The 22,628-nt window shown below is 64.3% G+C and carries 21 protein-coding genes; 11 read left to right on the top strand and 10 right to left on the bottom strand.

Annotation, left to right across the window (positions count from 1 at the left end):
* Nucleotides 1-18: 18 nt before the first annotated feature.
* Together EG244_RS18450 and EG244_RS18445 are read right to left on the bottom strand one after the other, a co-directional pair.
* Nucleotides 19-1,305 carry a homoserine dehydrogenase gene (locus EG244_RS18450; protein WP_124966640.1) on the bottom strand — a complete coding sequence of 429 codons (1,287 nt, stop codon included), beginning with the start codon at nt 1,303-1,305 and terminating at the stop codon, nt 19-21.
* 151 nt (nt 1,306-1,456) lie between these two features.
* The gene (locus EG244_RS18445) at nt 1,457-2,371 is read right to left on the bottom strand and encodes a LysR family transcriptional regulator (protein ID WP_124966639.1); all 915 of its coding nucleotides are present in this window, start codon (nt 2,369-2,371) and stop codon (nt 1,457-1,459) included.
* Between the two features lie 109 nt (nt 2,372-2,480).
* Between EG244_RS18445 and metF the strand changes: the two genes are divergently transcribed.
* A complete protein-coding gene (gene metF, locus EG244_RS18440) occupies nt 2,481-3,341 on the top strand; it encodes a methylenetetrahydrofolate reductase [NAD(P)H] (protein ID WP_124966638.1) in 861 nt (286 codons plus the stop codon).
* Nucleotides 3,342-3,386: 45 nt separating this feature from the next.
* Here the strand turns inward: metF and EG244_RS18435 are convergent, their stop codons facing one another.
* Both EG244_RS18435 and putA read right to left on the bottom strand, forming a co-directional pair.
* Nucleotides 3,387-4,169, bottom strand: coding sequence for a rhomboid family intramembrane serine protease (locus EG244_RS18435; protein ID WP_124966637.1), 783 nt, complete (start codon nt 4,167-4,169; stop codon nt 3,387-3,389).
* A gap of 94 nt (nt 4,170-4,263) precedes the next feature.
* Nucleotides 4,264-7,722, bottom strand: coding sequence for a bifunctional proline dehydrogenase/L-glutamate gamma-semialdehyde dehydrogenase PutA (gene putA, locus EG244_RS18430; protein WP_124966636.1), 3,459 nt, complete (start codon nt 7,720-7,722; stop codon nt 4,264-4,266).
* Between the two features lie 123 nt (nt 7,723-7,845).
* On the opposite strand from putA, the gene EG244_RS18425 reads away from it, so the two are divergent.
* On the top strand, nt 7,846-8,310 hold the full coding sequence (locus EG244_RS18425) for an Lrp/AsnC ligand binding domain-containing protein (protein WP_124966649.1): 465 nt from the start codon (nt 7,846-7,848) through the stop codon (nt 8,308-8,310).
* A 92-nt stretch (nt 8,311-8,402) separates the two neighbouring features.
* Here EG244_RS18425 and EG244_RS18420 read toward each other — a convergent pair whose 3' ends face one another.
* The gene (locus tag EG244_RS18420; protein WP_124966635.1) at nt 8,403-8,717 is read right to left on the bottom strand and encodes a DUF6476 family protein; all 315 of its coding nucleotides are present in this window, start codon (nt 8,715-8,717) and stop codon (nt 8,403-8,405) included.
* Between EG244_RS18420 and EG244_RS18415 the strand changes: the two genes are divergently transcribed.
* From EG244_RS18415 to EG244_RS18385, 7 genes are all read left to right on the top strand, one after another.
* Nucleotides 8,716-9,765, top strand: coding sequence for an RluA family pseudouridine synthase (locus tag EG244_RS18415; protein ID WP_124966634.1), 1,050 nt, complete (start codon nt 8,716-8,718; stop codon nt 9,763-9,765). The genes EG244_RS18420 and EG244_RS18415 overlap by 2 nt on opposite strands.
* Before the next feature lie 217 nt (nt 9,766-9,982).
* Entirely contained in the window at nt 9,983-10,879 is an 897-nt protein-coding gene (gene rpoH / locus EG244_RS18410; RefSeq protein WP_124966633.1) for an RNA polymerase sigma factor RpoH, read from the top strand.
* Nucleotides 10,880-11,241: 362 nt separating this feature from the next.
* Nucleotides 11,242-12,561 (top strand): ATPase, encoded by a 1,320-nt coding sequence (locus EG244_RS18405; protein WP_407644056.1) that lies wholly within the window; start codon nt 11,242-11,244, stop codon nt 12,559-12,561.
* 128 nt (nt 12,562-12,689) lie between these two features.
* On the top strand, nt 12,690-13,679 hold the full coding sequence (gene pdhA / locus EG244_RS18400) for a pyruvate dehydrogenase (acetyl-transferring) E1 component subunit alpha (RefSeq protein ID WP_124966632.1): 990 nt from the start codon (nt 12,690-12,692) through the stop codon (nt 13,677-13,679).
* A gap of 20 nt (nt 13,680-13,699) precedes the next feature.
* Entirely contained in the window at nt 13,700-15,064 is a 1,365-nt protein-coding gene (locus tag EG244_RS18395) for a pyruvate dehydrogenase complex E1 component subunit beta (RefSeq protein WP_124966631.1), read from the top strand.
* 12 nt (nt 15,065-15,076) lie between these two features.
* Nucleotides 15,077-16,384: a pyruvate dehydrogenase complex dihydrolipoamide acetyltransferase gene (locus EG244_RS18390; protein WP_124966630.1), complete on the top strand. Its 1,308-nt coding sequence runs from the start codon at nt 15,077-15,079 to the stop codon at nt 16,382-16,384.
* Nucleotides 16,385-16,429: 45 nt separating this feature from the next.
* The gene (locus EG244_RS18385; RefSeq protein ID WP_124966629.1) at nt 16,430-16,900 is read left to right on the top strand and encodes a CAP domain-containing protein; all 471 of its coding nucleotides are present in this window, start codon (nt 16,430-16,432) and stop codon (nt 16,898-16,900) included.
* Here the strand turns inward: EG244_RS18385 and EG244_RS18380 are convergent.
* From EG244_RS18380 to gatC, 4 genes are read right to left on the bottom strand one after another with little or no spacing between them, the layout of a single operon-like run.
* Nucleotides 16,873-17,532 (bottom strand): N-acetylmuramoyl-L-alanine amidase, encoded by a 660-nt coding sequence (locus tag EG244_RS18380; protein ID WP_124966628.1) that lies wholly within the window; start codon nt 17,530-17,532, stop codon nt 16,873-16,875. The genes EG244_RS18385 and EG244_RS18380 overlap by 28 nt on opposite strands.
* Nucleotides 17,532-18,212: a hypothetical protein gene (locus EG244_RS18375; protein ID WP_124966627.1), complete on the bottom strand. Its 681-nt coding sequence runs from the start codon at nt 18,210-18,212 to the stop codon at nt 17,532-17,534. The genes EG244_RS18380 and EG244_RS18375 overlap by 1 nt, the downstream gene beginning before the upstream one ends.
* Before the next feature lie 33 nt (nt 18,213-18,245).
* Entirely contained in the window at nt 18,246-19,724 is a 1,479-nt protein-coding gene (gene gatA, locus EG244_RS18370) for an Asp-tRNA(Asn)/Glu-tRNA(Gln) amidotransferase subunit GatA (RefSeq protein WP_124966626.1), read from the bottom strand.
* Nucleotides 19,721-20,011: an Asp-tRNA(Asn)/Glu-tRNA(Gln) amidotransferase subunit GatC gene (gene gatC / locus EG244_RS18365; RefSeq protein WP_124966625.1), complete on the bottom strand. Its 291-nt coding sequence runs from the start codon at nt 20,009-20,011 to the stop codon at nt 19,721-19,723. Before gatC ends, gatA begins: the two co-directional genes overlap by 4 nt.
* Nucleotides 20,012-20,264: 253 nt before the next feature.
* Here gatC and EG244_RS18360 point away from each other — a divergent pair, with 253 nt between their 5' ends.
* Entirely contained in the window at nt 20,265-20,960 is a 696-nt protein-coding gene (locus tag EG244_RS18360; protein ID WP_124966624.1) for a metal-dependent hydrolase, read from the top strand.
* 3 nt (nt 20,961-20,963) lie between these two features.
* Here EG244_RS18360 and EG244_RS18355 read toward each other — a convergent pair whose 3' ends face one another.
* Nucleotides 20,964-21,419: a nucleoside deaminase gene (locus EG244_RS18355; RefSeq protein ID WP_124966623.1), complete on the bottom strand. Its 456-nt coding sequence runs from the start codon at nt 21,417-21,419 to the stop codon at nt 20,964-20,966.
* A gap of 142 nt (nt 21,420-21,561) precedes the next feature.
* Between EG244_RS18355 and EG244_RS18350 the strand changes: the two genes are divergently transcribed.
* Nucleotides 21,562-22,628, top strand: a 1,067-nt coding sequence (locus EG244_RS18350; RefSeq protein ID WP_148097642.1) for a pseudouridine synthase, incomplete at its 3' end; no start/stop codon positions are given.

Below are 22,628 nucleotides of genomic sequence, written 5' to 3'. Positions count from 1 at the left end.
CGCGGCGTTTTCAAAGTCTCAGACCGCCTCGATCCGGATTGCCACCGGATCCCCGGCCAGAACCCCGGTCTGCGGCAATTGCGACAGCGCATAATCCAGCGCCTCGCGGGTACAGCGATGCGTCACGATCAGCACCGGCGCGGTCTCAGCCTCATGGCCATGCTGGCGCATCCGGTCGATCGAAATCCCCGCCTCGCCCATCACGGTGGCAACCTTGGCCAGCGCCCCCGGCTTATCCTGCACCTGCATGCGGATATAGAAGGGCGCCGGCGCCGCAACCGAGGCCGCAACCGGCTCTGCCAGGGTCGCAGCCGGCTGGCCAAAGACCGGATAGCGCACACCGCGCGCAAGATCGAGCACATCGCCCATCACCGCACTCGCCGTCGGACCCTCGCCCGCACCGGCGCCGCGCAGCACGATCTGCCCCGAGGCCGCACCCTCAATGATGACCATATTGGTGCCCCCCGTCAGCTGCGCCAGCGGGCTTTCCACCGGCACCAGACAGGGCGACATCCGCTGCTCAAGCCCGCGGCCGGTGGTCTGCGCCACCCCCAGCAGCTTGATGCGGTAGCCCATATCCCCGGCATAACGGATGTCAGCAATATCAATGCGGCCAATGCCTTCCAGCTCCACCGCGTCAAAGCTGACCCGGGTGCCAAAAGCAATTGAGGCCAGCAGCGAGAGCTTATGCCCCGCATCAATGCCATCGACATCAAGGCTCGGATCGGCCTCCAGATAGCCCAGCGCCCGGGCCTCCTCAAAGACGGTCTCATAGGGCAGACCCGCTGATTCCATCCGCGTCAGGATGTAATTGCAGGTGCCGTTCATCACACCCATCACCCGCCTGATCCGGTTGCCCCCCAGACCCTCCATCAGCGCCTTGATGACCGGGATCCCCCCGGCCACCGCCGCCTCAAAACGGATCACCGCCCCCGCAGCCTCCGCGGCCTCCGCCAGAGCCTGACCGTGATGCGCCAGCAGCGCCTTATTGGCCGTGACCACATCCTTACCCGCCGCTATCGCAGCCTCGGTCGAGGCCTTGGCCGGACCCGAATCGCCGCCCATCAGCTCAACGAAAACATCCACATCCGGACGCTGCGCCAGCTTCACCGGATCATCTTCCCAGGCATAGCCCGACAGATCCACATCACGGTTTTTCTTCCGGTCGCGGGCCGAGACCGCAGTAATCTCGACGCTGCGTCCCGCGCGGGCCGCAATCAGCGCGGCTTCCTCCTGGATCAGGCGCACAACACCGACGCCGACAGTTCCAAGACCGGCAATGCCAAGTCGCAAGGGGGCAGTCATGAGACACTCCGTCAATAAGCCTGCCTTGCGGTTTAGACACTTCCCCGCTGAGGCGCAATGTCGCCCCCCGCTCTGCCCGCCCCCGATTTTGGCTTTTTAAAAATACTCCCGGGCGGGGTCCGGGGAGGGCAGGCAGCCCTCCCCGGCGCTCTCAGACCAGCGGACCGGCCGCCTTCAGGCGCAAAGGCTCGGTCTGGCTCAGATGCAGGAAGGTCTCCATAAAGGGATGCCGCCCGTCCTCATCGCGCACCGCCGCATAAAGACGGCGCGGCCTGCGCCCCTTCAGCGGGCGGATCACATAATCGGGATTGTCCTTCACCTGCTGCAACACCCAGTCCGGCAGCACCGAGACCCCGCGCTCAGAGGCCACCAGCATCAGGATCACCGCCGTCAGCTCCACCTGCCGCACCAGACGCGGCTCCACCCGCGCGGGTGCCAGAAACTGCGAAAACACATCCAGCCGCGTGCGGTCCACCGGATAGGTGATCAGCGTCTGATCGCGCAGATCTTCGGGCTCAATCTCCGCTTTCGCGGCCAGCGGGCTTGTGGCGGCCATGACCATCAAAGGCTCATAGTCAAAAAGCGGATGAAAGGTCACCCGCGGGATCTCTTCAGGATCCGACGAGATCACCACATCCACCTCCTCGCGCACCAGCGCCGGCAGCGCGTTGAACGCCAGCCCCGGCCGGATATCGACATCCACCTCCGGCCAGGTCCTGCGGTAAAGCGACAGCACCGGCAGCAGCCAGTCAAAACAGGCATGGCACTCAATGGCGATATGCATCCGCCCCGCCTTGCCCTGGCGCAGCCCCCGGAACTCTTCCTCCAGCGCCTCAATCTCCGGCAGGATCCGCTCCGCCAGCCGCAGCACCCGCATCCCCGCCGCCGACAGCCGCAGGGGACGTGCGCGGCGCACGAACAGCTCCACCCCGGTCTGCTCTTCGATGCCCTTGATCTGATGGCTCAAGGCCGATTGCGTCAGGTTCAGCACCTCTGCCGCCCGCGCCAGCCCGCCCTGACGATGGATTTCCCGGATGGCTTTGAGATGGCGAAGCTCCAGATGCATCGTGAGCAGCTTTCATATTGATCTTGAAGATTATGAATTTGTCCCATGTTCATTTGTCTGGCACAAGACCGAAGCTGCGCCGGCACCCCGCTGGCCAAGGAGTTCTGCCATGTCTGCCCCGCGCATCTCATTTGAGTTTTTCCCGCCGCGCTCGCTCGATGCGTCGTTCCGGCTGTGGGAAACGATGAAGATGCTTGCGCCGCTGCGTCCGGGCTTCGTGTCGGTCACCTATGGCGCGGGCGGCACCACGCGGCAGCTGACCCATGAGGCGGTGAAGGCCATCGGCACCCATTTCGGCGTCGATGTGGCGGCGCATCTGACCTGCGTCGATGCCACCCGCGAAGAAACCCTCGCGATTGCAAACTCTTATGCCGATGCAGGCGTCAGCCAGATCGTGGCGCTGCGCGGCGATCCGCCCAAGGGTGCCGACCGTTTCACCGCGCATCCTGAGGGCTTTGCAGATTCGGTTGAACTGATTGAGGCCCTGGCCGCGACCGGCAAATTCAACCTGCGCGTCGGCGCTTATCCTGAGCCGCATCCCGAAGCCCGGGAGGATCTCGCCGATGTCCGCTGGCTGAAGCGCAAATTTGAGGCCGGTGCCGACAGCGCCATCACCCAGTTCTTCTTTGAAGCCGAGACCTTCCTGCGCTTTCGCGACAAATGCGCCAAAGAGGGCATCACCAAGCTCATCATCCCCGGCATCCTGCCGATCGAGAACTGGGAAGGCACCAAGCGCTTCGCCGCGCGCTGCGCCGCACAGGTCCCCGCCCATCTCGATGAGGCCTTCACAAAAGCCAATGCCGAGGGCCGTGAGGCCGCGCTTTCCGTCCAGGTCTGCGCCGATCTCTGCCGCCGCCTGATGGCGGAAGGGGTTGAGGATTTCCAGTTCTACACCCTGAACCGCCCGCATCTGACGCTGGCCGTTTGCGCGGAACTCGGCATTCATCCGCAGGATCAGGCCGCCGCCTGAGGCCGGCCTTCAAAGTGAAAAGCCGCGCCCCCGGGCGCGGCTTTTTCATTTCCGCCGCACCACCCGCGGGATGCGCGAGGCGCTCAGCGCATAGGCCGCCTCCGGATGCGGCGGATGGCCCTGAAAGCGTGCCCAGAATTTCGGGCCGCCCTGACGGATGAAAAACGGCATGGCCAGCGCCAGCCCGGCGATAAAGCCGCCCGCATGGGCCCAATAGGCCACCATATCGCCGCCCTCGGGATCTTCGGGTGTGGTCACACCCAGCACCTGCAGCCCGAACCAGACCATCAGCACAATCCAGGCCGGAATGCTGAAGACCCTGAAAAAGATAATAAAAATCAGCAGCACATCCACCCGGGCCCGGGGATAAAGCAGCAGATAGCCCCCCAGCACCCCGGCGATGGAGCCCGAGGCCCCCACCATGGGGATCTCGCTCGCAGGCTCTGTCAGATATTGCGCGAAAGCCGCCGCCACCCCGCAGAGCAGATAAAAGCCGAGGTATTTCAGCGGCCCGAAGGCATCTTCCAGGTTGTCGCCGAAGATCCACAAGAACAGCATATTGCCCAAAAGATGCATCCAGCCCGCATGCAGAAACTGCGAGGTCAGAAAGCCGTGCAGCATCTCGCCTTCGCTGACAAAGGCCGGAACCATCCCGCCGATGTAGAAAAGATAGCCCGTCAGCTCCTCGCCCGAGACCTCATCGCCGCTGCCCAAAAGCAGATCCGGCATGACCCAGGTCAGCAGAAAGACAATGAAATTCAGCGCGATCAGCGCCCGGGTGATCCAGGGCGTGCGGCCGGGGGGATTGTGATCGCGGATCGGAAACATGACCGCGAAGCTGCACCCCGCGCCCCCGCGCCGTCAAGCGCGAAGCGCGCCCCCCTGTCGCCGCCAGGCGGCGGACAGGGGGGCGCGGCGGCGCTCAGTCCCCCGCTTCGGCCAGAAGCTGCGCATTGCCGCCCGAAGCGGTGGTGTCGATACAGCAATGCCGCTCCGTCAGCACCCAGGAGGCATTGGGACGCCCGCTGATCAGCGGCACGATTGCGCCCTGCCGCCCGGCCAGCGCCTGCTGAAAGCCCGCGATATCGCCGCCGTAACAAACCACCGCCGCCAGCCCCGGAAGGGCGGTCAGCGCCTCAGGGGCAACGGGTCCGGTGGCGCGCACCGCCAGACCGCCGGCGGCTTCCGTGGCGCGGGCCTGATCCTCAACGGCCTCTGCGCCGGGGCCAAGACAGAGCACCGGGCCGCGCGCAAAGGCGGAGAGACGGTTCGATTCGCCCGTCGGACCCGGCAGATCCCGGATGTGAACCGCCGCCTGCGGCACCACCGCCCCCGCCAGGGCCGCAGCCGGATCAAAGGCAGCGGCGGCACCCCAGGTGCCAGGCGCGCCCGCCGCATCCTGCACAAAGCGCTGCAGATACATCGGCCCCCCGGCTTTCGGCCCGGTGCCCGACAGCCCCTCCCCGCCAAAGGGCTGGCTGCCGACCACCGCGCCGATCTGGTTGCGGTTGACGTAGATATTCCCGGCCTTCACCCGCTCAACCAGGGTCTGCACCCGGTCATCGATGCGGCTGTGCAGACCAAAGGTCAGCCCATATCCGGTGGCATTGATCTGATCGACCACAGCGGGCAGATCGCGGGCCCTGAAGGTCACGACATGCAACACGGGGCCGAAAATCTCCCGCGTCATCTCGGCAATGGAAGAGACGCGGATCGCCACCGGCGCAAGATGCCAGCCGGTGGCGGGGGCGCTGCCTTCAAAAAGCACCCTGCCCGCCTGACGCGCCGCGGCGACATAATCTGAAATTGACCGAAAGGCCGCTTCATCGATCAGCGGGCCGATATCGGTGGACAGCGCCCATGGGTCGCCCAGCGTCAGCTCGGCCATGGCCCCCTTCAGCATCTCCAGCACATGAGGGGCGATATCCTCCTGCAGATAAAGGCAGCGCAGCGCCGAGCAGCGCTGTCCCGCCGACTGGAAGGCCGAGGCGATGATATCGCGCACCGCCTGTTCCGGCAGGGCCGTGCTGTCGACGATCATGGCATTCAGCCCGCCCGTCTCGGCAATCAGCACCGCCTGGGGCGCATGACGCGCAAGGCTTTTGCGAATGCCCAGCGCCGTGGCGGTGGAGCCCGTGAAGGCGACACCGGCCACCCGCGGATCGGCGGTCAGGGCCGCGCCCACAACCGCTCCGTCTCCGGGCAGGACCTGCAGCGCGGCGCGCGGCACCCCGGCCTCCTGCAAAAGCGTCACCGCCAGATGGGCGATCAGCGGCGTCTGCCCCGCAGGCTTGGCCAGCACCGCATTTCCGGCGGCCAGCGCGGCGGCGATCTGTCCGGTAAAGATCGCCAGCGGGAAGTTCCAGGGGCTGATACAGGCGAAAATCCCCCGCGCCGGGGCCGTCAGCGCGCGCGCGCCTTTGGCGTAGTAGCGCAGGAAATCCACCGCCTCGCGCAGCTCTGCCAGGGCATCCGGCAGGGTCTTTCCCGCTTCGCGTGCCAAAAGCGCGAAGATCTGCCCCTCATGGGCCTCAAAGAGATCGGCGGCGCGGTTCAGCACCGCGGCGCGCTGTTCTGCGGGGGCCTCCCAGGTCTGTGCAGCGTCGAAGGCGCTGGCCACCTCTGTGGCGGTGGCGGTGCGGAGCCTGCCTGCGACTTCGGCGCTGCTGCGCGCGAATGTGGGCGCCAAGACCGGCTCGGCGGCACCGCCCTCGGGCAGCTCAAAAGCGGTGAGCGGGGCTGCGTGGTAAACCGCCTCAGCATGGGGGCGGCGCGCGGCTTCGATCTGCGCAAGATCGGCGGCATCGCTGAGATCGCGGCCACGGGAGTTGCGGCGCGCGCCAAAGAGCGCCGGTCCGGGGTGCAGTTTCGGATTGGGCGCGCAGCCAAGCGCCTTCAGCGCGGTCAGCGGACAGGCGGCCACCCGGTCCGCGGGCACGCTGTCATCGACGATCTGATTGACGAAGCTGGAATTTGCGCCGTTCTCCAGCAGGCGGCGCACCAGATAGGCAAGAAGGTCGCGATGCGCCCCCACCGGGGCATAGATGCGGCACATGGTGCCTTCATCCTGCTGCACGATGTCATGCAGAGGCTCTCCCATGCCGTGGAGGCGCTGAAATTCATATTGCGCGGGCGTAAGACCTGCGGCTTTCGCCATATCGAGGATGGCCGCCACCGTATGGGCGTTGTGCCCGGCAAACTGCGGGTAGATCCGGTCGGTCATGCCAAGGAGTTTGCGGGCATTGGCGATGTAAGAAACATCGGTCGCCTGTTTGCGGGTGAAAACCGGAAAGCTTTCCAGCCCAAGGGTCTGGGCGCGTTTCACCTCAGCGTCCCAATAGGCGCCTTTCACCAGACGCAGCATGATGCGGCGATCGCTGCGGCCTGCGAGATCATAAAGCCAGTCGATCACCGCACCGCAGCGGCGGCCATAGGCCTGGACCACCACGCCAAAGCCGTCCCAGCCCTGAAGGCCGGGGTCTTTCAGAACCTCCTCCATGACCTCAAGCGAGAGATCGAGCCGGTCCGCCTCTTCGGCGTCGATGTTCAGCCCCATGCCGCCGGCTTTCGCAAGGCCGCAGAGCGCGCGGACGCGGGGGACGAGTTCGGCCATGACGCGCGCGCGTTTGGCCACCTCATAGCGCGGGTGCAGCGCCGAGAGTTTGATCGAGATGCCGGGATTACGGCGGATTTCCTCATGGGTGCAGGCGCGGGCAATGGCGGTGATGGCGCGGGAATAAGACAGATGATAGCGCCGCGCATCGGCTTCGGTGCGCGCCGCCTCTCCCAGCATGTCATAGCTGTAGCTGAAGCCCCTGGCCTCGCGGGTCTGGGCGCGCTTCATGGCCGCTTCAATGGTTTCGCCAAGGACGAACTGACGGCCCATCTCTTTCATCGCCTGGCCCACGGCGCGGCGGATCACCGGCTCGCCGAGGCGGCGCAGCGCTGCGCGCAGATGGCCCGCGACGCCGGGCGGCGCTGCGTCATCAAGGACGCGGCCGGTGAGCAGGAGCGCCCAGGTCGAGGCATTCACAAGGCTGGAGGCCGATTTGCCTAAGTGCCGGCCCCAGTCGGAGGGGGCGATTTTATCCTCAATCAGCGCATCCATGGTGGCGGCATCGGGCACCCGCAGCAGCGCTTCTGCAAGGCACATGAGCGCGATCCCCTCATCGGTGGAGAGGCCGTATTCGGCGAGAAACACCTCCATCAGGCCGGGTTTCGCGCTTTGGCGGATGCGGGTGACGAGGGTGGCCGCTGCCGTGCTGATGCGGGCGCGGTCCTCAGCGCTGAGCGCGGCCTCCTGCAGGAGGGCCTGCAGCAGGGGGGTCTCTTCCCTGAGGGCGTGGCGGGTGATGATCTCGTGAGGAGAGAGCTGGGGCATGGGAGACCTGCTGAAAGTTCTGGCCTGAGGCCGGTTTTGCCCAGTATAGCGCGTGATGAGCTGTCATTTGGCCCGAAGATGGACAGTTTGCAGGCGGATTGCCTGAAGATGGAGAATTTTGCGATGCGATTGGAGTGGCGCGATCTGGACCGCTATGACGAGGCGATCCTTGAGGTGCTGGGCACGGAGGGCCGCATCGCGGTGACGGAGCTGGCGCGGCGCATCGGGCTGTCAAAAAGCCCGGTGCAGGCGCGGCTGAAGCGGCTGGAAGAGGGCGGCATTATCCGCGGCTACCGCGCCACGCTGGATCCGATCCGCATGGGGCGGGCGCATGTCGCCTTTGTCGAGGTGCGGCTGTCAGACACCCGCGAGGCGGCGCTGCAGGCCTTTAACCGCGCGGTGCGCGGCGTGGCGGAGATCGAGGAATGCCATATGATTGCCTCGCGGTTTGATTATCTTTTGAAGGTCAGAACGGAGGATATTCAGGCCTATCGCCGGATCCTCGGCGAGACGATTTCGGCGCTGCCGCATGTGGCCTCGACCTCGACCTATGTGGCGATGGAGGCGGTGAAGGAGGCCGGTGTCTGAGCGCGTGCCTGTGGCAGGCCCCGGGGCGCTGCCCCGGACCCCGGAGTATTTTTGAAAAAGCCAAAGTCCGGGGGGGGGGGCGTGCGTCCCTGTCAGGGGCGGGTCAGGGTGACGGTCTGGCGCAGGTTGCCGCTGGCGCGGTCGTAAATCAGGATGCGGTCATCGGTCGTGGTGATGCCGATCCAGTCGGCCCCTTGGGTGACCGCGAGGGCGGAAGCGCCCTGGGGCAGCACAAGGGTTTCCGGGAGCGGCGGTGTCGCAGCCTTCGGGAAACGGGTGACAACCACCGCCACCACGGTTATGACGCCGAAAATCAGACTGGCGGTCAGACCGATCACCAGTCCTTGCAAGATGCGCAGCGGGGGCGGAAGCGAAGCCTGGCTGTCTTTGTCCGGAGGTGCTGCCATGTCCACTGATCCTTTCGGGGAGGTTCTTCGCGTCACTCTCGGGGAAGACACGCCGTCGCGTCTTGATAAGGCGCTTGCGCTTTATGTGCCAGAGGGGCTGGGGCTGTCGCGGTCGCGGATTGCGAAGCTGGTCGAAGAGGGCTCGGTGCGCCGCGGCGGCGAGGTGCTGATCGCCAAGTCGAAAGTGGCTGCGGGCGAAGAGATCGGGATCACCCTTGGAGCGCCCGAAGAGGTCGAGACCCTGGCGGAGGATATTCCGCTGGAGGTGGTTTATGAGGATGACGATCTGATCGTCATCAATAAGCCTGCCGGGATGGTGGTGCATCCGGCGGTCGGAAATCCGCGCGGCACCCTGGTCAATGCGCTTTTGTTTCATTGCGGCGAGAGCCTGCAGGGGATCGGCGGCGAGCGGCGTCCGGGGATTGTACACCGCATCGATAAAGACACCTCGGGTCTGCTGGTTGCGGCCAAAACCGCCGCTGCCCATCAGGGGCTGGCCGCGCAGTTTGAGGCCCATACGGTGCACCGCCATTATCTGGCGCTGGTTCATGGTGTGCCCTATGTCGGCGATCCGCGTCTGCGCGGGCTAAACGGCGTCAGCGTGGAGACCGGGGGGGTTGTGCGCATTGCAACGCAGCTCGACCGGCATCGCGGCGACCGGCAGAAGCAGGCGGTGGTGCCCTCGGGCGGGCGGCATGCGGTGACCCGGGCGCGGGTGGTGGAAGCCTATGGCCAGCCTGCCGGCATCTCGCTGATCGACTGCTGGCTGGAGACCGGGCGGACGCATCAGATCCGTGTGCATATGGCCTATGCCGGGCATGGGCTGATCGGCGATCAGACCTATGGCGGGCGGCGCAAAATGTCGGAAAAAGCGCTGGGCGTGGCGGGTGTTGCGGCGGCCGAAGCCTTTCCGCGGCAGGCGCTTCATGCGGCGACCCTGGGCTTTACCCATCCGATCAGCGGCGAGGATCTGCATTTTGAAAGCCCGCTGCCGCAGGATATCTGTGATCTGATCGAGGCCTTCGCAAAGCCTGTTTCAGCTCTCTGACAATTCCGTGAGATCGTTGTCACAACACGAAGTTGTGCGACGGGTTCAGCCCTTCTGCTGCGTATAAGCTTCGGGACATCCGGGGAAAGGGCCCGCCGCCCTGCCCCTTGAGGAACCTCCCGGCGCTGATTACGTTGGCGTCAACAGGCGCTTGCTGCCCGTTCCCTGCTTTGCGGGGAATGCGGCGGCAGGCATGAACCGAACAGGGATTCGACGAATGGCCAGTTACACCAGTCTTCCGGCCCCCAGCCCGGAGCAGGGGATGAACCGGTACCTGCAGGAAATCCGCAAGTTTCCGATGCTGGAACCTGAGGAAGAATATATGCTCGCCAAGCGGTGGGTGGAGGATCAGGATGCGCAGTCGGCGCATAAGCTGGTCACCTCTCACCTGCGGCTGGCCGCGAAAATTGCCATGGGCTATCGCGGCTATGGCCTGCCCCAGGCCGAAGTGATTTCAGAGGCCAATGTGGGCCTGATGCAGGCGGTCAAACGCTTTGACCCTGAGCGGGGGTTTCGTCTGGCGACCTATGCGATGTGGTGGATCCGCGCCTCGATCCAGGAATATATCCTGCGGTCGTGGTCGCTGGTAAAGCTTGGCACCACCTCGGCGCAGAAGAAGCTGTTTTTCAACCTGCGAAAAGCCAAATCCCGCATCGGTGCGCTGGAAGAGGGTGATCTGCGGCCGGAGAATGTGACGAAGATCGCGACGGATCTGAATGTGTCAGAGACCGAAGTGATTGATATGAACCGCCGTCTTGCGGGCTCGGATGCCTCACTGAATGCCACGGTTGGCAGTGAAGGTGAGGGCACCGCGCAGTGGCAGGACTGGCTGGAAGATGAGGATGCCGATCAGGCGGGCGATTATGAGGCCCGTGATGAGATGAGCACCCGGATGCAGCTTCTGACCACCGCCATGGACGCGCTGAACGACCGTGAGCGGGATGTTCTGACCCAGCGCCGTCTGGTGGATGATGCGGTGACGCTCGAAGAACTGTCGGTGCGCTATGGCGTGTCGCGCGAGCGGATCCGTCAGATCGAGGTGCGCGCGTTTGAAAAGCTGCAGGCGCGGATGACCGAGCTTGCGAGTGAGCGCGGGATGCTGGAACGCGCCTGAGACGGCAGGGTTTGAAAAAAGGGCTGCGCAGATGCTGCGCCGCCCTTTTTGCTGCTTTCAGTGCCGGCCAACGACTGCGGAGTGCCTCCGCGCAGCGAGGCGGTTCGGGATCACAGGCCCTGGCGGCGCAAAGAAGCGCGCCTTTTCACCGCCGCGGCGGTGATCACAGGGCCCCGTCATGACGGGTGATGTGCGGAGTTCAACCTGCAGCCGTGATTGCGGCGATCTCCATGGAAACCACCCGAACCGCCCGAAGATTGAGGGAAGGTCCCCGGCCAGCTGCCACGACATCAGCGAAACTCTGCCGCGGTTTTGCCCAGGTCGGCAGGCAGACTGCGCCGAAGCAGCAATGGGGCCCTGGCATGAACATCACCCTTCCGACCCGCAACGGAGTTGAGCCGCCGCCCGGTCCGCGCCGGATGGAGGATCTGGGCATCAGCCCGGTGATGATGCGGGATATCCTGCTGAAAACGATGTTTCGCACCAATCTTTCGCTGCCGAGCGATATTGCGCGGGTCGTCTGTCTGCCATTGCAACTGGCCCAGGAGTTGCTGGATCTGGCACGCGGGCAAAAGCTGGTCGAGGCCACCGGCAATCTGATCGGTCAGGGCGGCAATGAGGTGGCCTTTCAGCTGACCGACGGCGGGCGGGCCCGCGCCCTCGATGCGCTGGCGCAAAGCGAATATTACGGCGCGATGCCCGTGCCGCTTGATGCCTATAAGGCCCAGGTTAAACGGCAGTCGATCCGCGACATCCGCCTGAGCCGTGAGGATCTGCAGCGCGCCATGGGGCATCTGATCCTGCCGCCGGATCTGCTGTCCAATCTGGGGCCTGCGGTGACTTCGGGGCGCTCGGTGCTGTTTTACGGGCCGCCCGGCAACGGGAAATCGGCGATCTCCAACGGCATCCGCGATGCGATGCGCGATAAAATCTATGTGCCGCGCGCCGTTGAATATGGCGGTCAGGTCATCACGGTCTATGATCCCATCGTGCATTCCTCGGCGGAAGAATCGACGGATGATCCCAACAGCCTGCGCCGCACCTCGAATCGCTTTGATAACCGCTATGTGCTTTGTGAGCGGCCGACGGTGATCACCGGCGGTGAACTCAGCCTGGATATGCTGGATCTGGCCTATAATCCGGTCTCGCGCACCTATCAGGCCAGCCTGCAGATGAAAGCTACGGGCGGCATTTTCATCATCGACGACCTTGGCCGTCAGGCCGATCCGCCACAAAAGATCGTCAACCGCTGGATCGTCCCGCTGGAGGAATCGCGCGATATTCTGACCCTGCAGTCGGGCGAAAAATTTACCGTGCCCTTTGATACGCTGGTGATTTTCTCGACGAACTTCCACCCCAATGAGATTTTTGACGGCGCGGCTCTGCGGCGAATCTTCTTTAAAATCAAGATCGACGGCCCCGGCCAGGAGAATTTCCTGAAGATCTTTGCCATGGTCGCGCGCAAGAAAGGCATCGCCCTCGACGAATCGGCGCTGCTGCATCTGCTGAAGGTGAAATATCCCACCATCAACAATATCTTCGCCAATTATCAGCCGGTCTATCTCATCGATCAGATGATCTCGGTCTGCGACTTTGAGGGGATCCCCCGTCAGATGACGCCGGAACTGATCGACCGCGCCTGGTCGAATATGTTTGTGAAAGATGAAGTGATTCTGAAGTAAGCTGCCCCTGTCGGAGGCAGGAAAGGCCCCGCCCTCGTGCGGGGCTTTTACGTTTTTTCCTTGCTCCACCGTATGGCGAAATATAGTTTAACGCTAAACATTCTGGATAGACCGAGGGAGGGGCTGCCGTGGCGACCCGCAAATCACCGGAGAAAGCGAACGTCTCCAAGGACGAGCTGCTGAAGTATTACCGCGACATGCTGCTGATCCGCCGCTTTGAAGAAAAGGCCGGCCAGCTTTATGGCATGGGCCTGATCGGCGGTTTCTGCCACCTCTATATCGGTCAGGAAGCCGTGGTTGTCGGCCTTGAGGCCTCGACCAAAGAGGGTGACAAACGCATCACCTCCTACCGCGACCACGGCCATATGCTGGCCTGCGGCATGGAAGCCAATGGCGTGATGGCCGAACTCACCGGGCGCATCGGCGGCTATTCCAAGGGCAAGGGTGGCTCGATGCATATGTTCTCGAAAGAGAAACATTTCTACGGCGGCCATGGCATCGTCGGCGCCCAGGTGCCGCTTGGCGCGGGTCTGGCCTTTGCCGATAAATACCTCGGCAATGATAACGTCACCTTCACCTATTTCGGCGATGGTGCTGCCAACCAGGGCCAGGTCTATGAGACCTATAATATGGCCGAGCTTTGGGATCTTCCGGTGATCTTCGTCATCGAGAACAACCAATACGCCATGGGCACCTCCATGCAGCGCGCCACCAAATCCACCACGCTCTATGAGCGCGGTCTGGCCTACGGCATCCCCGGCGAACAGGTCGACGGTATGGATGTGCTGGCGGTCAAAGCTGCAGGTGAAAAAGCCGTCGCACACTGCCGTGCGGGCAAGGGCCCCTATATTCTGGAAATGATGACCTATCGCTACCGTGGTCACTCGATGTCGGATCCGGCGAAATACCGCACCCGCGAAGAGGTCCAGAAGATGCGCGATGAGCGCGACGCCATTGAGCAGGTCCGCGATCTGCTGCTGACCGGCGGCCACGCCACGGAAGACGATCTCAAACAGATCGACCGTGACATCAAAACCATCGTCAACGCCTCTGCCGAATTCTCCAAAGACAGCCCTGAGCCGCCGGTGGATGAGCTCTGGACCGACATTTACGCCTGATCCCTGAGGAGAGACTGACAATGGCAATGAACATCCTGATGCCCGCCCTCTCCCCGACCATGGAGGAAGGCACCCTTGCGAAATGGCTGGTCAAAGAAGGCGATGAGGTCAAATCCGGCCAGATCCTCGCCGAGATTGAGACCGATAAAGCCACCATGGAATTTGAAGCCGTGGACGAAGGCGTGATCGGCAAACTGCTGGTGGCTGAGGGCACCGCAGGCGTAAAGGTCAATGACCCGATCGCAACGCTCGTCACCGAAGGGGACAGCGCGGATGCGCCGACTGCTGCAGCGGCGACCCCGGCGCCTGCCGCCGCTCCGGCGGCCCCGGCGGCTTCCCCTGCCGCCGCCAAAGCGCCGGTTCCGGTGCGCGACGTCGCCCCGGATTATCCGGAAGGCACGCCGATGAAGACCATGACGGTCCGCGAAGCCCTTCGCGAAGCCATGGCCGAAGAGATGCGCGCCGATCCGACCGTCTTTCTGATGGGCGAAGAGGTGGGCGAATACCAGGGCGCTTACAAAATCTCGCAGGGCCTGCTGGATGAGTTCGGCCCCAAGCGCGTGGTCGACACCCCGATCACCGAGCATGGCTTCACCGGCATCGCCGTCGGCGCTTCCTGGGGCGGCGTGAAGCCGATCCTTGAGTTCATGACCTGGAACTTCTCGATGCAGGCCATCGACCATATCATCAACTCGGCTGCTAAAACGCTTTATATGTCGGGCGGTCAGATGGGCTCGCCGATCGTTTTCCGTGGCCCGAACGGGGCCGCCGCCCGCGTGGGCGCACAGCACAGCCAGGACTTCGCCGCCTGGTATGCCGCGATCCCGGGTCTGAAGGTCGTGATGCCCTATTCGGCAGCCGATGCCAAAGGCCTGCTGAAAACCGCAATCCGCGATCCGAACCCGGTGATCTTCCTTGAAAACGAGATCCTTTACGGGAAATCCTTCGAGGTGCCGGATCTGCCCGATTTCACCGTGCCCTTCGGCAAGGCCCGCATCTGGCGCGAAGGCTCTGATGTCACCATCGTCTCCTTCGGCATCGGCATGACCTATGCGCTGGAAGCGGCAGACAAACTGGCGGAAGAGGGCATCTCGGCGGAAGTCATCGATCTGCGCACCCTGCGCCCGATTGATTACGAAACCGTTCTCGAATCGGTGAAAAAGACCAACCGCTGCGTCACCGTGGAAGAGGGCTTCCCCGTCGGCTCCATCGGCAACCACCTCTCGGCCACCATCATGGAGCGCGCGTTCGACTATCTCGACGCGCCGGTGGTGAACTGTGCGGGCAAAGACGTGCCGATGCCCTATGCCGCGAACCTCGAAAAACTGGCGCTGGTGACCACCGCAGAGGTGATCGCCGCCGTCAAATCCGTCTGCTACCGCTGAGGAGTTGGGATCATGGCACAAGACATTCTGATGCCCGCCCTCTCTCCCACGATGGAAGAGGGCACGCTGGCCAAATGGCTGGTCAAAGAAGGCGATGTGGTCAAATCCGGCCAGATCCTCGCTGAGATTGAGACCGATAAAGCCACCATGGAATTCGAAGCCGTGGATGAAGGCGTGATCGGTAAAATCCTGGTGGCGGAAGGCACCGCAGGGGTGAAGGTCAATGCCCCCATCGCGGTCCTGCTGGAAGAGGGAGAGGACGCTTCCGCAGCCCCGGCCCCGAAAGCCGCCCCGGCAAAGGTCGAAGCGCCCGTCGTGGCGGCGGCTCCGGCGGCCGCCCCTGCCCCCGCTGAGGCGGCCCCGGCAAAGGACGGCAGGCGCGTTTTCGCCTCGCCGCTCGCGCGCCGGATCGCCACGCAAAAGGGGATTGATCTCGCTTCGGTCAAAGGCACCGGCCCGAACGGCCGCATCGTGCGCGCCGATGTGGAGGGGCTCAGCGCCTCTGCCCCGGCTGCCACTGCTGCGGCCCCCGCGGCAGTTGAGGCGCCGAAAGCTGCGGCCCAGGCCCCGGCAGGCGCAATGCCCAGCGGCCCGAATGCCGCTCAGGTCGCCAAAATGCTCGATGGCCGCGCCTATGAGGAGGTCACGCTTGACGGCATGCGCCGCACCGTCGCCGCGCGCCTGACGGAAGCCAAACAGACCATCCCGCATTTCTATCTGCGCCGTGAGATCCGTCTTGATGCGCTGATGGCCTTCCGTGCGCAGCTGAATGAACAGCTGGCGGCCCGCAATGTGAAGCTCTCGGTCAATGACTTCATCATCAAGGCCTGCGCCGTGGCGATGCAGCGCGTGCCGGGCGCCAATGCGGTCTGGGCAGGCGACCGGATCTATAAGCTGAAGCCCTCGGATATTGCGGTGGCGGTGGCGGTCGAAGGCGGCCTTTTCACCCCGGTGCTGAAGGATGCGCATCTGAAGACCCTCTCGGCGCTTTCGGCTGAGATGAAGGATCTGGCGGGCCGCGCGCGCACTAAAAAGCTTGGCCCCCATGAATATGTCGGCGGCTCCATGGCGATCTCAAACCTTGGGATGTTCGGGATTGAGAACTTTGATGCGGTGATCAACCCGCCGCATGGCTCCATCCTTGCTGTGGGGGCGGGCGTGAAAAAGCCGGTCGTTCAGGCCGATGGCAGCCTTGGGGTGGCGACGGTGATGTCGGTCACCCTCTCGGTCGATCACCGGGTGATCGACGGGGCACTTGGGGCGGAATTCCTCCAGGCGATTGTCGACTGCCTTGAGAACCCGCTGTCGATGCTGGCATAATGAAAAGGCCCCGGGACAGCCCGGGGCCTTTTTCAAAGGTGAGTGATGCGGAACTGGTGCCTCCTCCCGGCGCTCGCGCTCTGGGCCCTGTCCGGCCCCGCCGCCGCGCAAAACCGCTGTGCTGCGCCTCCGGCGGCAGAGGTGACGCAGGTCTTTACCGATTTGAACCGGATGCGGGCTGCCAGAGGGCTGGTGCCGCTTGCGCCGGAGCCGCGCCTTATGCAGGCGGCCCAGGCCCATGCCTGCGACAATGCGGCCCGGGGTGGTCCCTCCCATCAGGGCCGGGACGGCAGCAGCCTTGGCCAGCGGCTGCAGCGCGCAGGCTATCCCTACCGCACGGCGGCCGAAAATATCGCCTATGGCCGCATCGCCCCCTCGCAGGTGATCGGCATGTGGCAGGGATCCGCCGCGCATGACCGCAATCTGCGCAATCCCGCCGTCACGGAGGCCGGGATCGGCATTGCCCGCAACACCGCAGGCCAGAGCGCCTATGTGCTGAAACTCGCCGGGCGCTGAAGGCCAAGCGCCAGCGCGGCATCGGCATCGCTCACCGGACCCGTCGCGAAGGGCCGGAAGCGCAGCCGGAAGGCCGCCAGACGATCCTCCGCCGGGACATCCGCCGGATAGCCAAAAGCCAGCGCCGCCGCGTCAAACTGATCCGCCTGCGCGCCCTCAACAGGCCCGGGCCAGAGCGCCAGCCCCTGACGCGCCAGCCGAAGCCAGTCAAAGCGCGGACCCGGATCAATCTTGCGACCCGGCGCCATATCGGAATGCCCGATCACCCCTTCAGGCCCGATCTGCCAGCGCGCCATGACGCCGCGCAACAGATCCTCCAGCGCCGCCATCTGCGGCTCGGGGAAGGGATGGGTCGCGGGGTTCGCCAGCTCAATCCCGATCGAGCGGGAGTTCAGATCCGAAAGCCCCCGCCAGGAGCCCGCGCCAGCGTGCCAGGCCCGCTGATCCTCAGCCACCAGAGCCTCAGCCTCTCCGGTCTCAGAGATCAGCCAATGGGCCGAGACCTCTGCCTCGGCCAGGCACAGACGCGCCCGCGCTGCCGCGCAGGAGGTCATGCCGGTATAGTGGAGAATGATAAATTCAGGCCGCAGCCCGCCCCGCCGCGCGGTGAAATTCGGCGAGGGGAAGGACATCAGCGCGCGCGGAACGGACGCGGATCCCAGCCACAGGCGAAACCGTCGCCATCGGGATCGACGCCAAGCTTATCGCGCTGCGGGCCACCGTTCGACAAAAAGGCTTCCTGAGCGGCATCGGCTGAGCCGAACTGACCGCAGGCCGCCTCATAGTTCTTCCGGAACAGGCTTGAGCGCGGATAGACCTGACTGCCGGGTGCATGGCTGGTTGAGACCGCGAAAGCGACGATATTCGGGCCGGAGGCGCCGCTGCGGGTCGGCAGCGCCGTCGGCTGCACCACCACGTAATTGGCGCGGTTCTGCTGAATGCGGGCGGCATCCGACTGGATCGATTCGCGGCTGGCGACGGCGTCGAAGTTCTGCTCATCTGAGATGCCGGTGCTGTTGCCGCCGCTGTGATGCACGCGCTCACCGGTCTGGGTCTGAATACCGGCAAAGGTCTCAGCGCGGGGGCGCTCCCCGCTGCCGGGGATCCCGGCGTTCAGCGGCTGCGAGGTCACTGCGGCGGGCGCAATGGTCCCCAGCCCCTGGGTGGCAGGCGCGAGACCCGTCTGGCCCTCGCGCCGCGCCATATAAGAGGCGTAGCTGTCAAACCCGACGCCCTGCCCCGAATCCGGCACCTGCGGCTGGCAGGCAGCAAGCGTCACAACAGCAAGTGCAGTCAGAGCAAAGCGTTTCATTTTGACCTCAGTGTTCCCGATCGGGGAAGCCGATTACCACCATTTCGACGGCTTGGCTACAAAGCCCGCCGCCTTCTCCAGCACATAGGCGTGGTTCAGAAGACCGGCTTCATCCCAGGGACGACCGATCAGCTGCAGACCAAGCGGCAGACCCGAGGCATCGAGCCCGACCGGAACCGAGACGCCCGGCAGACCGGCCAGGTTCACCGTAACGGTGAAGACGTCGTTCAGATAGGCCTCAACGGGCGAGGCGTCTTTCAGCTTGCCAAGCTCAAAGGCCGAGGAGGGCGTCGCCGGGGTCAGGATCGCATCGACGCCTGCCGCGAAAGCCTGCTCGAAGTCGCGCTTGATCAGCGCGCGGACCTTGCGGGCGCGGTTGTAATAGGCATCATAGAAACCTGCCGAGAGCACATAGGTGCCGACCATGATGCGGCGCTGCACCTCAGGGCCGAAGCCCTCGGCGCGCGATTTCTCATAGAGATCGTTGATGCCGTCGCCGGCACCCAGGGTGGCGCGGTGGCCGTAGCGCACGCCGTCATAGCGCGCGAGGTTCGACGAGGCCTCTGCGGGCGCGATGACATAATAGGCCGGCAGCGCGTATTTGGTATGCGGCAGCGAGATATCGACCACTTCGGCGCCCGCATCACGCAGCATGGCAATGCCGTTCTGCCAGAGGGCTTCAATCTCATCCGACATACCGTCGACGCGGTATTCGCGCGGAATGCCGATCTTTTTGCCGCGGATATCGCCGGTCAGCGCCGCTTCGAAATCCGGCACCGCGATGTCAGCCGAGGTGCTGTCTTTCGGGTCATGCCCTGCCATGGCGCCCAGCATGATGGCGGCGTCGCGCACGGTTTTGGTCATCGGACCCGCCTGATCGAGCGAGCTTGCATAGGCAATGACGCCCCAGCGCGAGACACGGCCATAGGTCGGCTTGATGCCGACGGTGCCGGTATAGGCCGCAGGCTGGCGGATTGAGCCGCCGGTATCGGTGCCGGTCGCCGCAAGGCAGAGATCTGCCGCCACAGCCGCCGCCGAGCCACCCGAGGAGCCGCCCGGGGTCAGGCTGCGTCCGTCGAGCTTCCAGGGGTTGACCGCCGCGCCGTAGCAGGAGCTTTCATTGGCCGAACCCATGGCGAATTCGTCCATGTTCAGCTTGCCGAGCATGACCGAGCCTGCCTCAAAAAGCTTTGAGGTGACGGTGGATTCGTATTCGGGCTTGAAGCCCGCGAGGATATTCGAGGCCGCCTGCGAGGCCACGCCTTTGGTGCAGAAGAGGTCCTTGATCCCGAGCGGGATGCCGCACATGGCGGGCGCCTCGCCGGCGCGCAGACGCTCATCGGCGGCGCGGGCCTGATCGAGTGCGATCTCGGGGGTCTTGTGGACATAAGCGTTCAGCGGATCCGAGGCATCCATCGCCGTGAGGCAGGAGAGCGTCAGATCTTTGGCGGTGATATCGCCTTTGCGAAGCTGGTCGCGGGCCTCGGCGATGGTGAGCGTATTGAGGGTCATTCCACCACCTTCGGGACTGCAAAGAAACCTTCACGCGCATCGGGCGCGTTTTTCAGAACGGCCTCAGGATAGCCACCGTCGGTGACGCCGTCCTGACGGCGCTTGAGGCGCATGGGGGTGACGGAGGTCATCGGCTCGATGCCGTCGACGTCAACCTCATTGAGCTGTTCCATGAAGTCGAGAATGCCGGAGAGCTGCTCGGCAAGTTTCGGCAGGTCTGCCTGCTCAACCCGGATACGGGCGAGACGCGCAACCTTGGCTGCGGTCGGGATGTCAATGCTGGACATGGAGGCCTCCGTCTGTCGGGCTTCCGTTTAGCGGGAGGGGGGCTTCTGCGCAAGTCAGCGCTTGTCGCATGGCCGCTGTCAGATGGGGGCTTCAGGGCGAGGGGCGGGAGCTGTGGAGCGCGCCGGGGGCTTTGCGCCCCCGGACCCCCGCAGAGTATTTGGAAAAAGCCAAAGCCGGGGGGCGGGCTCTTGCCCGGGGCGCGGGGGGGCGGCAGACTGCGCCTGTGGCGACTGGAGCGCATTGGAGATTTTGATGAAGATAATCTGGCTGGGGCATGCGGGCTTTCGGATTGAGATCGGCGATCAGGTTTTGCTGATCGATCCCTGGCTCGGCAATCCGCTGTTTCCGGCGGAGCGGCGGGCGGAGGCTTTGGCGGGGGCCACGGCCATTCTGGTGAGCCATGGGCATTCCGATCACCTGGCCGATGCGGCGGGTCTGTCGAAAGACCTCGGCATTCCGGTGGCGGGGAAGTTTGATCTGACCTCCTGGCTGGAAAAGACTGCCGGGGTGACGGGAAGCATCGGGTTTAACAACGGCGGCACGATTAAGCTTGGCTCGGTGAATGTGACCATGGTAGCGGCCTCGCATTCGTCCTCGGTGATGACGCAGAGCGGGCCGGTCTATCTGGGGTCGGAGGCGGGCTATATGATCGAGCATGACGGGCGCACGATCTATTTCTCGGGTGATACCGATGTGATGGCGGATATGGCGATCTTTGCGGATCTGCATAATCCGGAAGTTGGCATTCTGTCGGCGGGGGGTCATTACACCATGGATATGAAGCGCGCGGCCTATGCCTGCCGCAAGTTCTTCCATTTCCGCACGGTGATCCCCTGCCATTACAAGACCTTCCCGGCGCTGGAGCAGACGGCCGATGATCTGCGCGCCGGGGTTTCGCATCATATCAATGTGATTGAGCCGGAGGTTCTGGTGGCGATTGAGCTGTAACGTTCAATCCCGCCGGTTGGTGAAAAAGCCGGTGAGGAGTGCTGCGGCGGTCTCGGCCTGATGACCGTCGTAGACCTCGGGGCGGTGGTGGCACTGGGGGTGGCTGAAGATCCGCGGGCCCTGGGCGATGCCGCCCGATTTCGGATCGCCCGCGCCGTAATAGAGGCGGCGGATGCGGGCATTGCTGAGGGCGCTTGCGCACATAGGGCATGGCTCAAGGGTGACCCACAGATCAAAGCCCGGCAGGCGTTCGGTTTTCAGCCGGGCGCAGGCCTCGCGGATCACGAGGATTTCGGCATGGGCCGTGGGGTCGGAGAATTCGCGGCTGCGGTTTCCGGCGCGGGCGGCAATGCTGCCATCGGGGGCAATCAGCACGGCGCCCACCGGGACTTCGCCGCGCAGAGCGGCGGCGCGGGCCTCTGAGAGGGCGATGTCCATATGGCTGAGAAAGGGGCTCATGGCTCTCTCCTGGCCTGAAGCGGGAACGCGTGCAAGCCTCACGCGGTTGTCGCTTGCAGGACCTGGGGCTTTGCGCCTATGGAGGGCCTCTTTTTCCGCCCCCGCATGACTGCCGGGCTTTCTCCTCAGACAGAGTGATATCATGGCCAGCCGCCCCTTTGACCGCAAACCCGCCGCCCCGAAACCGGGTGCAAAACCCGGCCTGAAAAAAGGCGGCGCGCGCGCTGCCACCGCAGCGACGACAGCCCCCGCGGCTCCGGCCGCTGATGTTCTGGACAAAGCGGAGGCAGGTCCTGAGCGGATCGCCAAAGTGCTTGCCCGTTCGGGTGTGGCCTCGCGCCGCGATGCTGAGCGGATGATCGCAGAGCGCCGCATCTCGGTGAACGGCAAGGTCATCGACAGCCCCGCGCTGGATGTGAGCCGCAAGGATAAGATCCTGGTCGATGGCGTGCCGCTGGCGCCGCCCGAGCCGCCGCGCCTGTGGCTTTATCACAAGCCTGCCGGTCTGGTGACCACCGAGCGTGATGAGCTGGGCCGGGCAACGGTCTTTGAGTATCTGCCGGAAGAGCTGCCGCGGGTGATGAGCGTGGGTCGTCTCGACCTCAGCTCTGAGGGGCTGTTGCTGCTGACCAATGACGGTGATCTGAAGCGCCGTCTGGAGCTGCCCTCGACCGGCTGGCTGCGCAAATACCGCGTGCGGATCAACGGCCGCCCCGAAGATCAGGACTTCAATGCGCTGCGCGAAGGTGTGGTCATTGACGGTGAGATGTTCCAGCCCATGGTGGTCTCGATGGATCGCCAGCAGGGCGCCAATGCCTGGCTGACCGTGGGTATTCGTGAAGGCCGCAACCGCGAGGTGCGCCGCGCGATGGAATTCGTGGGCTTTACGGTGAACCGTCTGATCCGCGTGAGCTATGGCCCCTTCCAGCTGGGCGATCTTGAGGTTGGTGAGGTCACGGAAGTGCGTCCGCGCACCCTGCGCGATCAGCTGGGCCTGGCCGAGACCCCGGATGTCGCGGCAACGGACGGCATTCTGCGCACCTCCGGCACTGCCGGGCGCTCTGTGAAGGGGGCCTTTGGTTCGGGCTCACCGGCGCGGGCGCGTGTCAGCGGCATGGGGCGTGGCGCCGCCTCTGATGAAGCACCGCGCGGCCGGAGTTTCGGTGCGAAATCGGGTGATGAGCGTCGTCCCTCGGGGAATTTCCGGGC

The sequence above is a fragment of the Falsigemmobacter faecalis genome, from assembly GCF_003863335.1.
GTDB lineage: Bacteria > Pseudomonadota > Alphaproteobacteria > Rhodobacterales > Rhodobacteraceae > Wagnerdoeblera > Wagnerdoeblera faecalis.
This window is presented reverse-complemented; position numbering and strand designations above follow the sequence as displayed.

Bases quoted from the DNA above. Each gene is read 5' to 3' on its own strand.
- EG244_RS18450 (WP_124966640.1), bottom strand. From the start codon at position 1,305: ATGACTGCCCCCTTGCGACTTGGCATTGCCGGTCTTGGAACTGTCGGC.
- EG244_RS18445 (WP_124966639.1), bottom strand. From the start codon at position 2,371: ATGCATCTGGAGCTTCGCCATCTCAAAGCCATCCGGGAAATCCATCGT.
- metF (WP_124966638.1), top strand. From the start codon at position 2,481: ATGTCTGCCCCGCGCATCTCATTTGAGTTTTTCCCGCCGCGCTCGCTC.
- EG244_RS18435 (WP_124966637.1), bottom strand. From the start codon at position 4,169: ATGTTTCCGATCCGCGATCACAATCCCCCCGGCCGCACGCCCTGGATC.
- putA (WP_124966636.1), bottom strand. From the start codon at position 7,722: ATGCCCCAGCTCTCTCCTCACGAGATCATCACCCGCCACGCCCTCAGG.
- EG244_RS18425 (WP_124966649.1), top strand. From the start codon at position 7,846: ATGCGATTGGAGTGGCGCGATCTGGACCGCTATGACGAGGCGATCCTT.
- EG244_RS18415 (WP_124966634.1), top strand. From the start codon at position 8,716: ATGTCCACTGATCCTTTCGGGGAGGTTCTTCGCGTCACTCTCGGGGAA.
- EG244_RS18420 (WP_124966635.1), bottom strand. From the start codon at position 8,717: ATGGCAGCACCTCCGGACAAAGACAGCCAGGCTTCGCTTCCGCCCCCG.
- rpoH (WP_124966633.1), top strand. From the start codon at position 9,983: ATGGCCAGTTACACCAGTCTTCCGGCCCCCAGCCCGGAGCAGGGGATG.
- EG244_RS18405 (WP_407644056.1), top strand. From the start codon at position 11,242: ATGAACATCACCCTTCCGACCCGCAACGGAGTTGAGCCGCCGCCCGGT.
- EG244_RS18395 (WP_124966631.1), top strand. From the start codon at position 13,700: ATGGCAATGAACATCCTGATGCCCGCCCTCTCCCCGACCATGGAGGAA.
- EG244_RS18390 (WP_124966630.1), top strand. From the start codon at position 15,077: ATGGCACAAGACATTCTGATGCCCGCCCTCTCTCCCACGATGGAAGAG.
- EG244_RS18385 (WP_124966629.1), top strand. From the start codon at position 16,430: ATGCGGAACTGGTGCCTCCTCCCGGCGCTCGCGCTCTGGGCCCTGTCC.
- EG244_RS18380 (WP_124966628.1), bottom strand. From the start codon at position 17,532: ATGTCCTTCCCCTCGCCGAATTTCACCGCGCGGCGGGGCGGGCTGCGG.
- EG244_RS18375 (WP_124966627.1), bottom strand. From the start codon at position 18,212: ATGAAACGCTTTGCTCTGACTGCACTTGCTGTTGTGACGCTTGCTGCC.
- gatA (WP_124966626.1), bottom strand. From the start codon at position 19,724: ATGACCCTCAATACGCTCACCATCGCCGAGGCCCGCGACCAGCTTCGC.
- gatC (WP_124966625.1), bottom strand. From the start codon at position 20,011: ATGTCCAGCATTGACATCCCGACCGCAGCCAAGGTTGCGCGTCTCGCC.
- EG244_RS18360 (WP_124966624.1), top strand. From the start codon at position 20,265: ATGAAGATAATCTGGCTGGGGCATGCGGGCTTTCGGATTGAGATCGGC.
- EG244_RS18355 (WP_124966623.1), bottom strand. From the start codon at position 21,419: ATGAGCCCCTTTCTCAGCCATATGGACATCGCCCTCTCAGAGGCCCGC.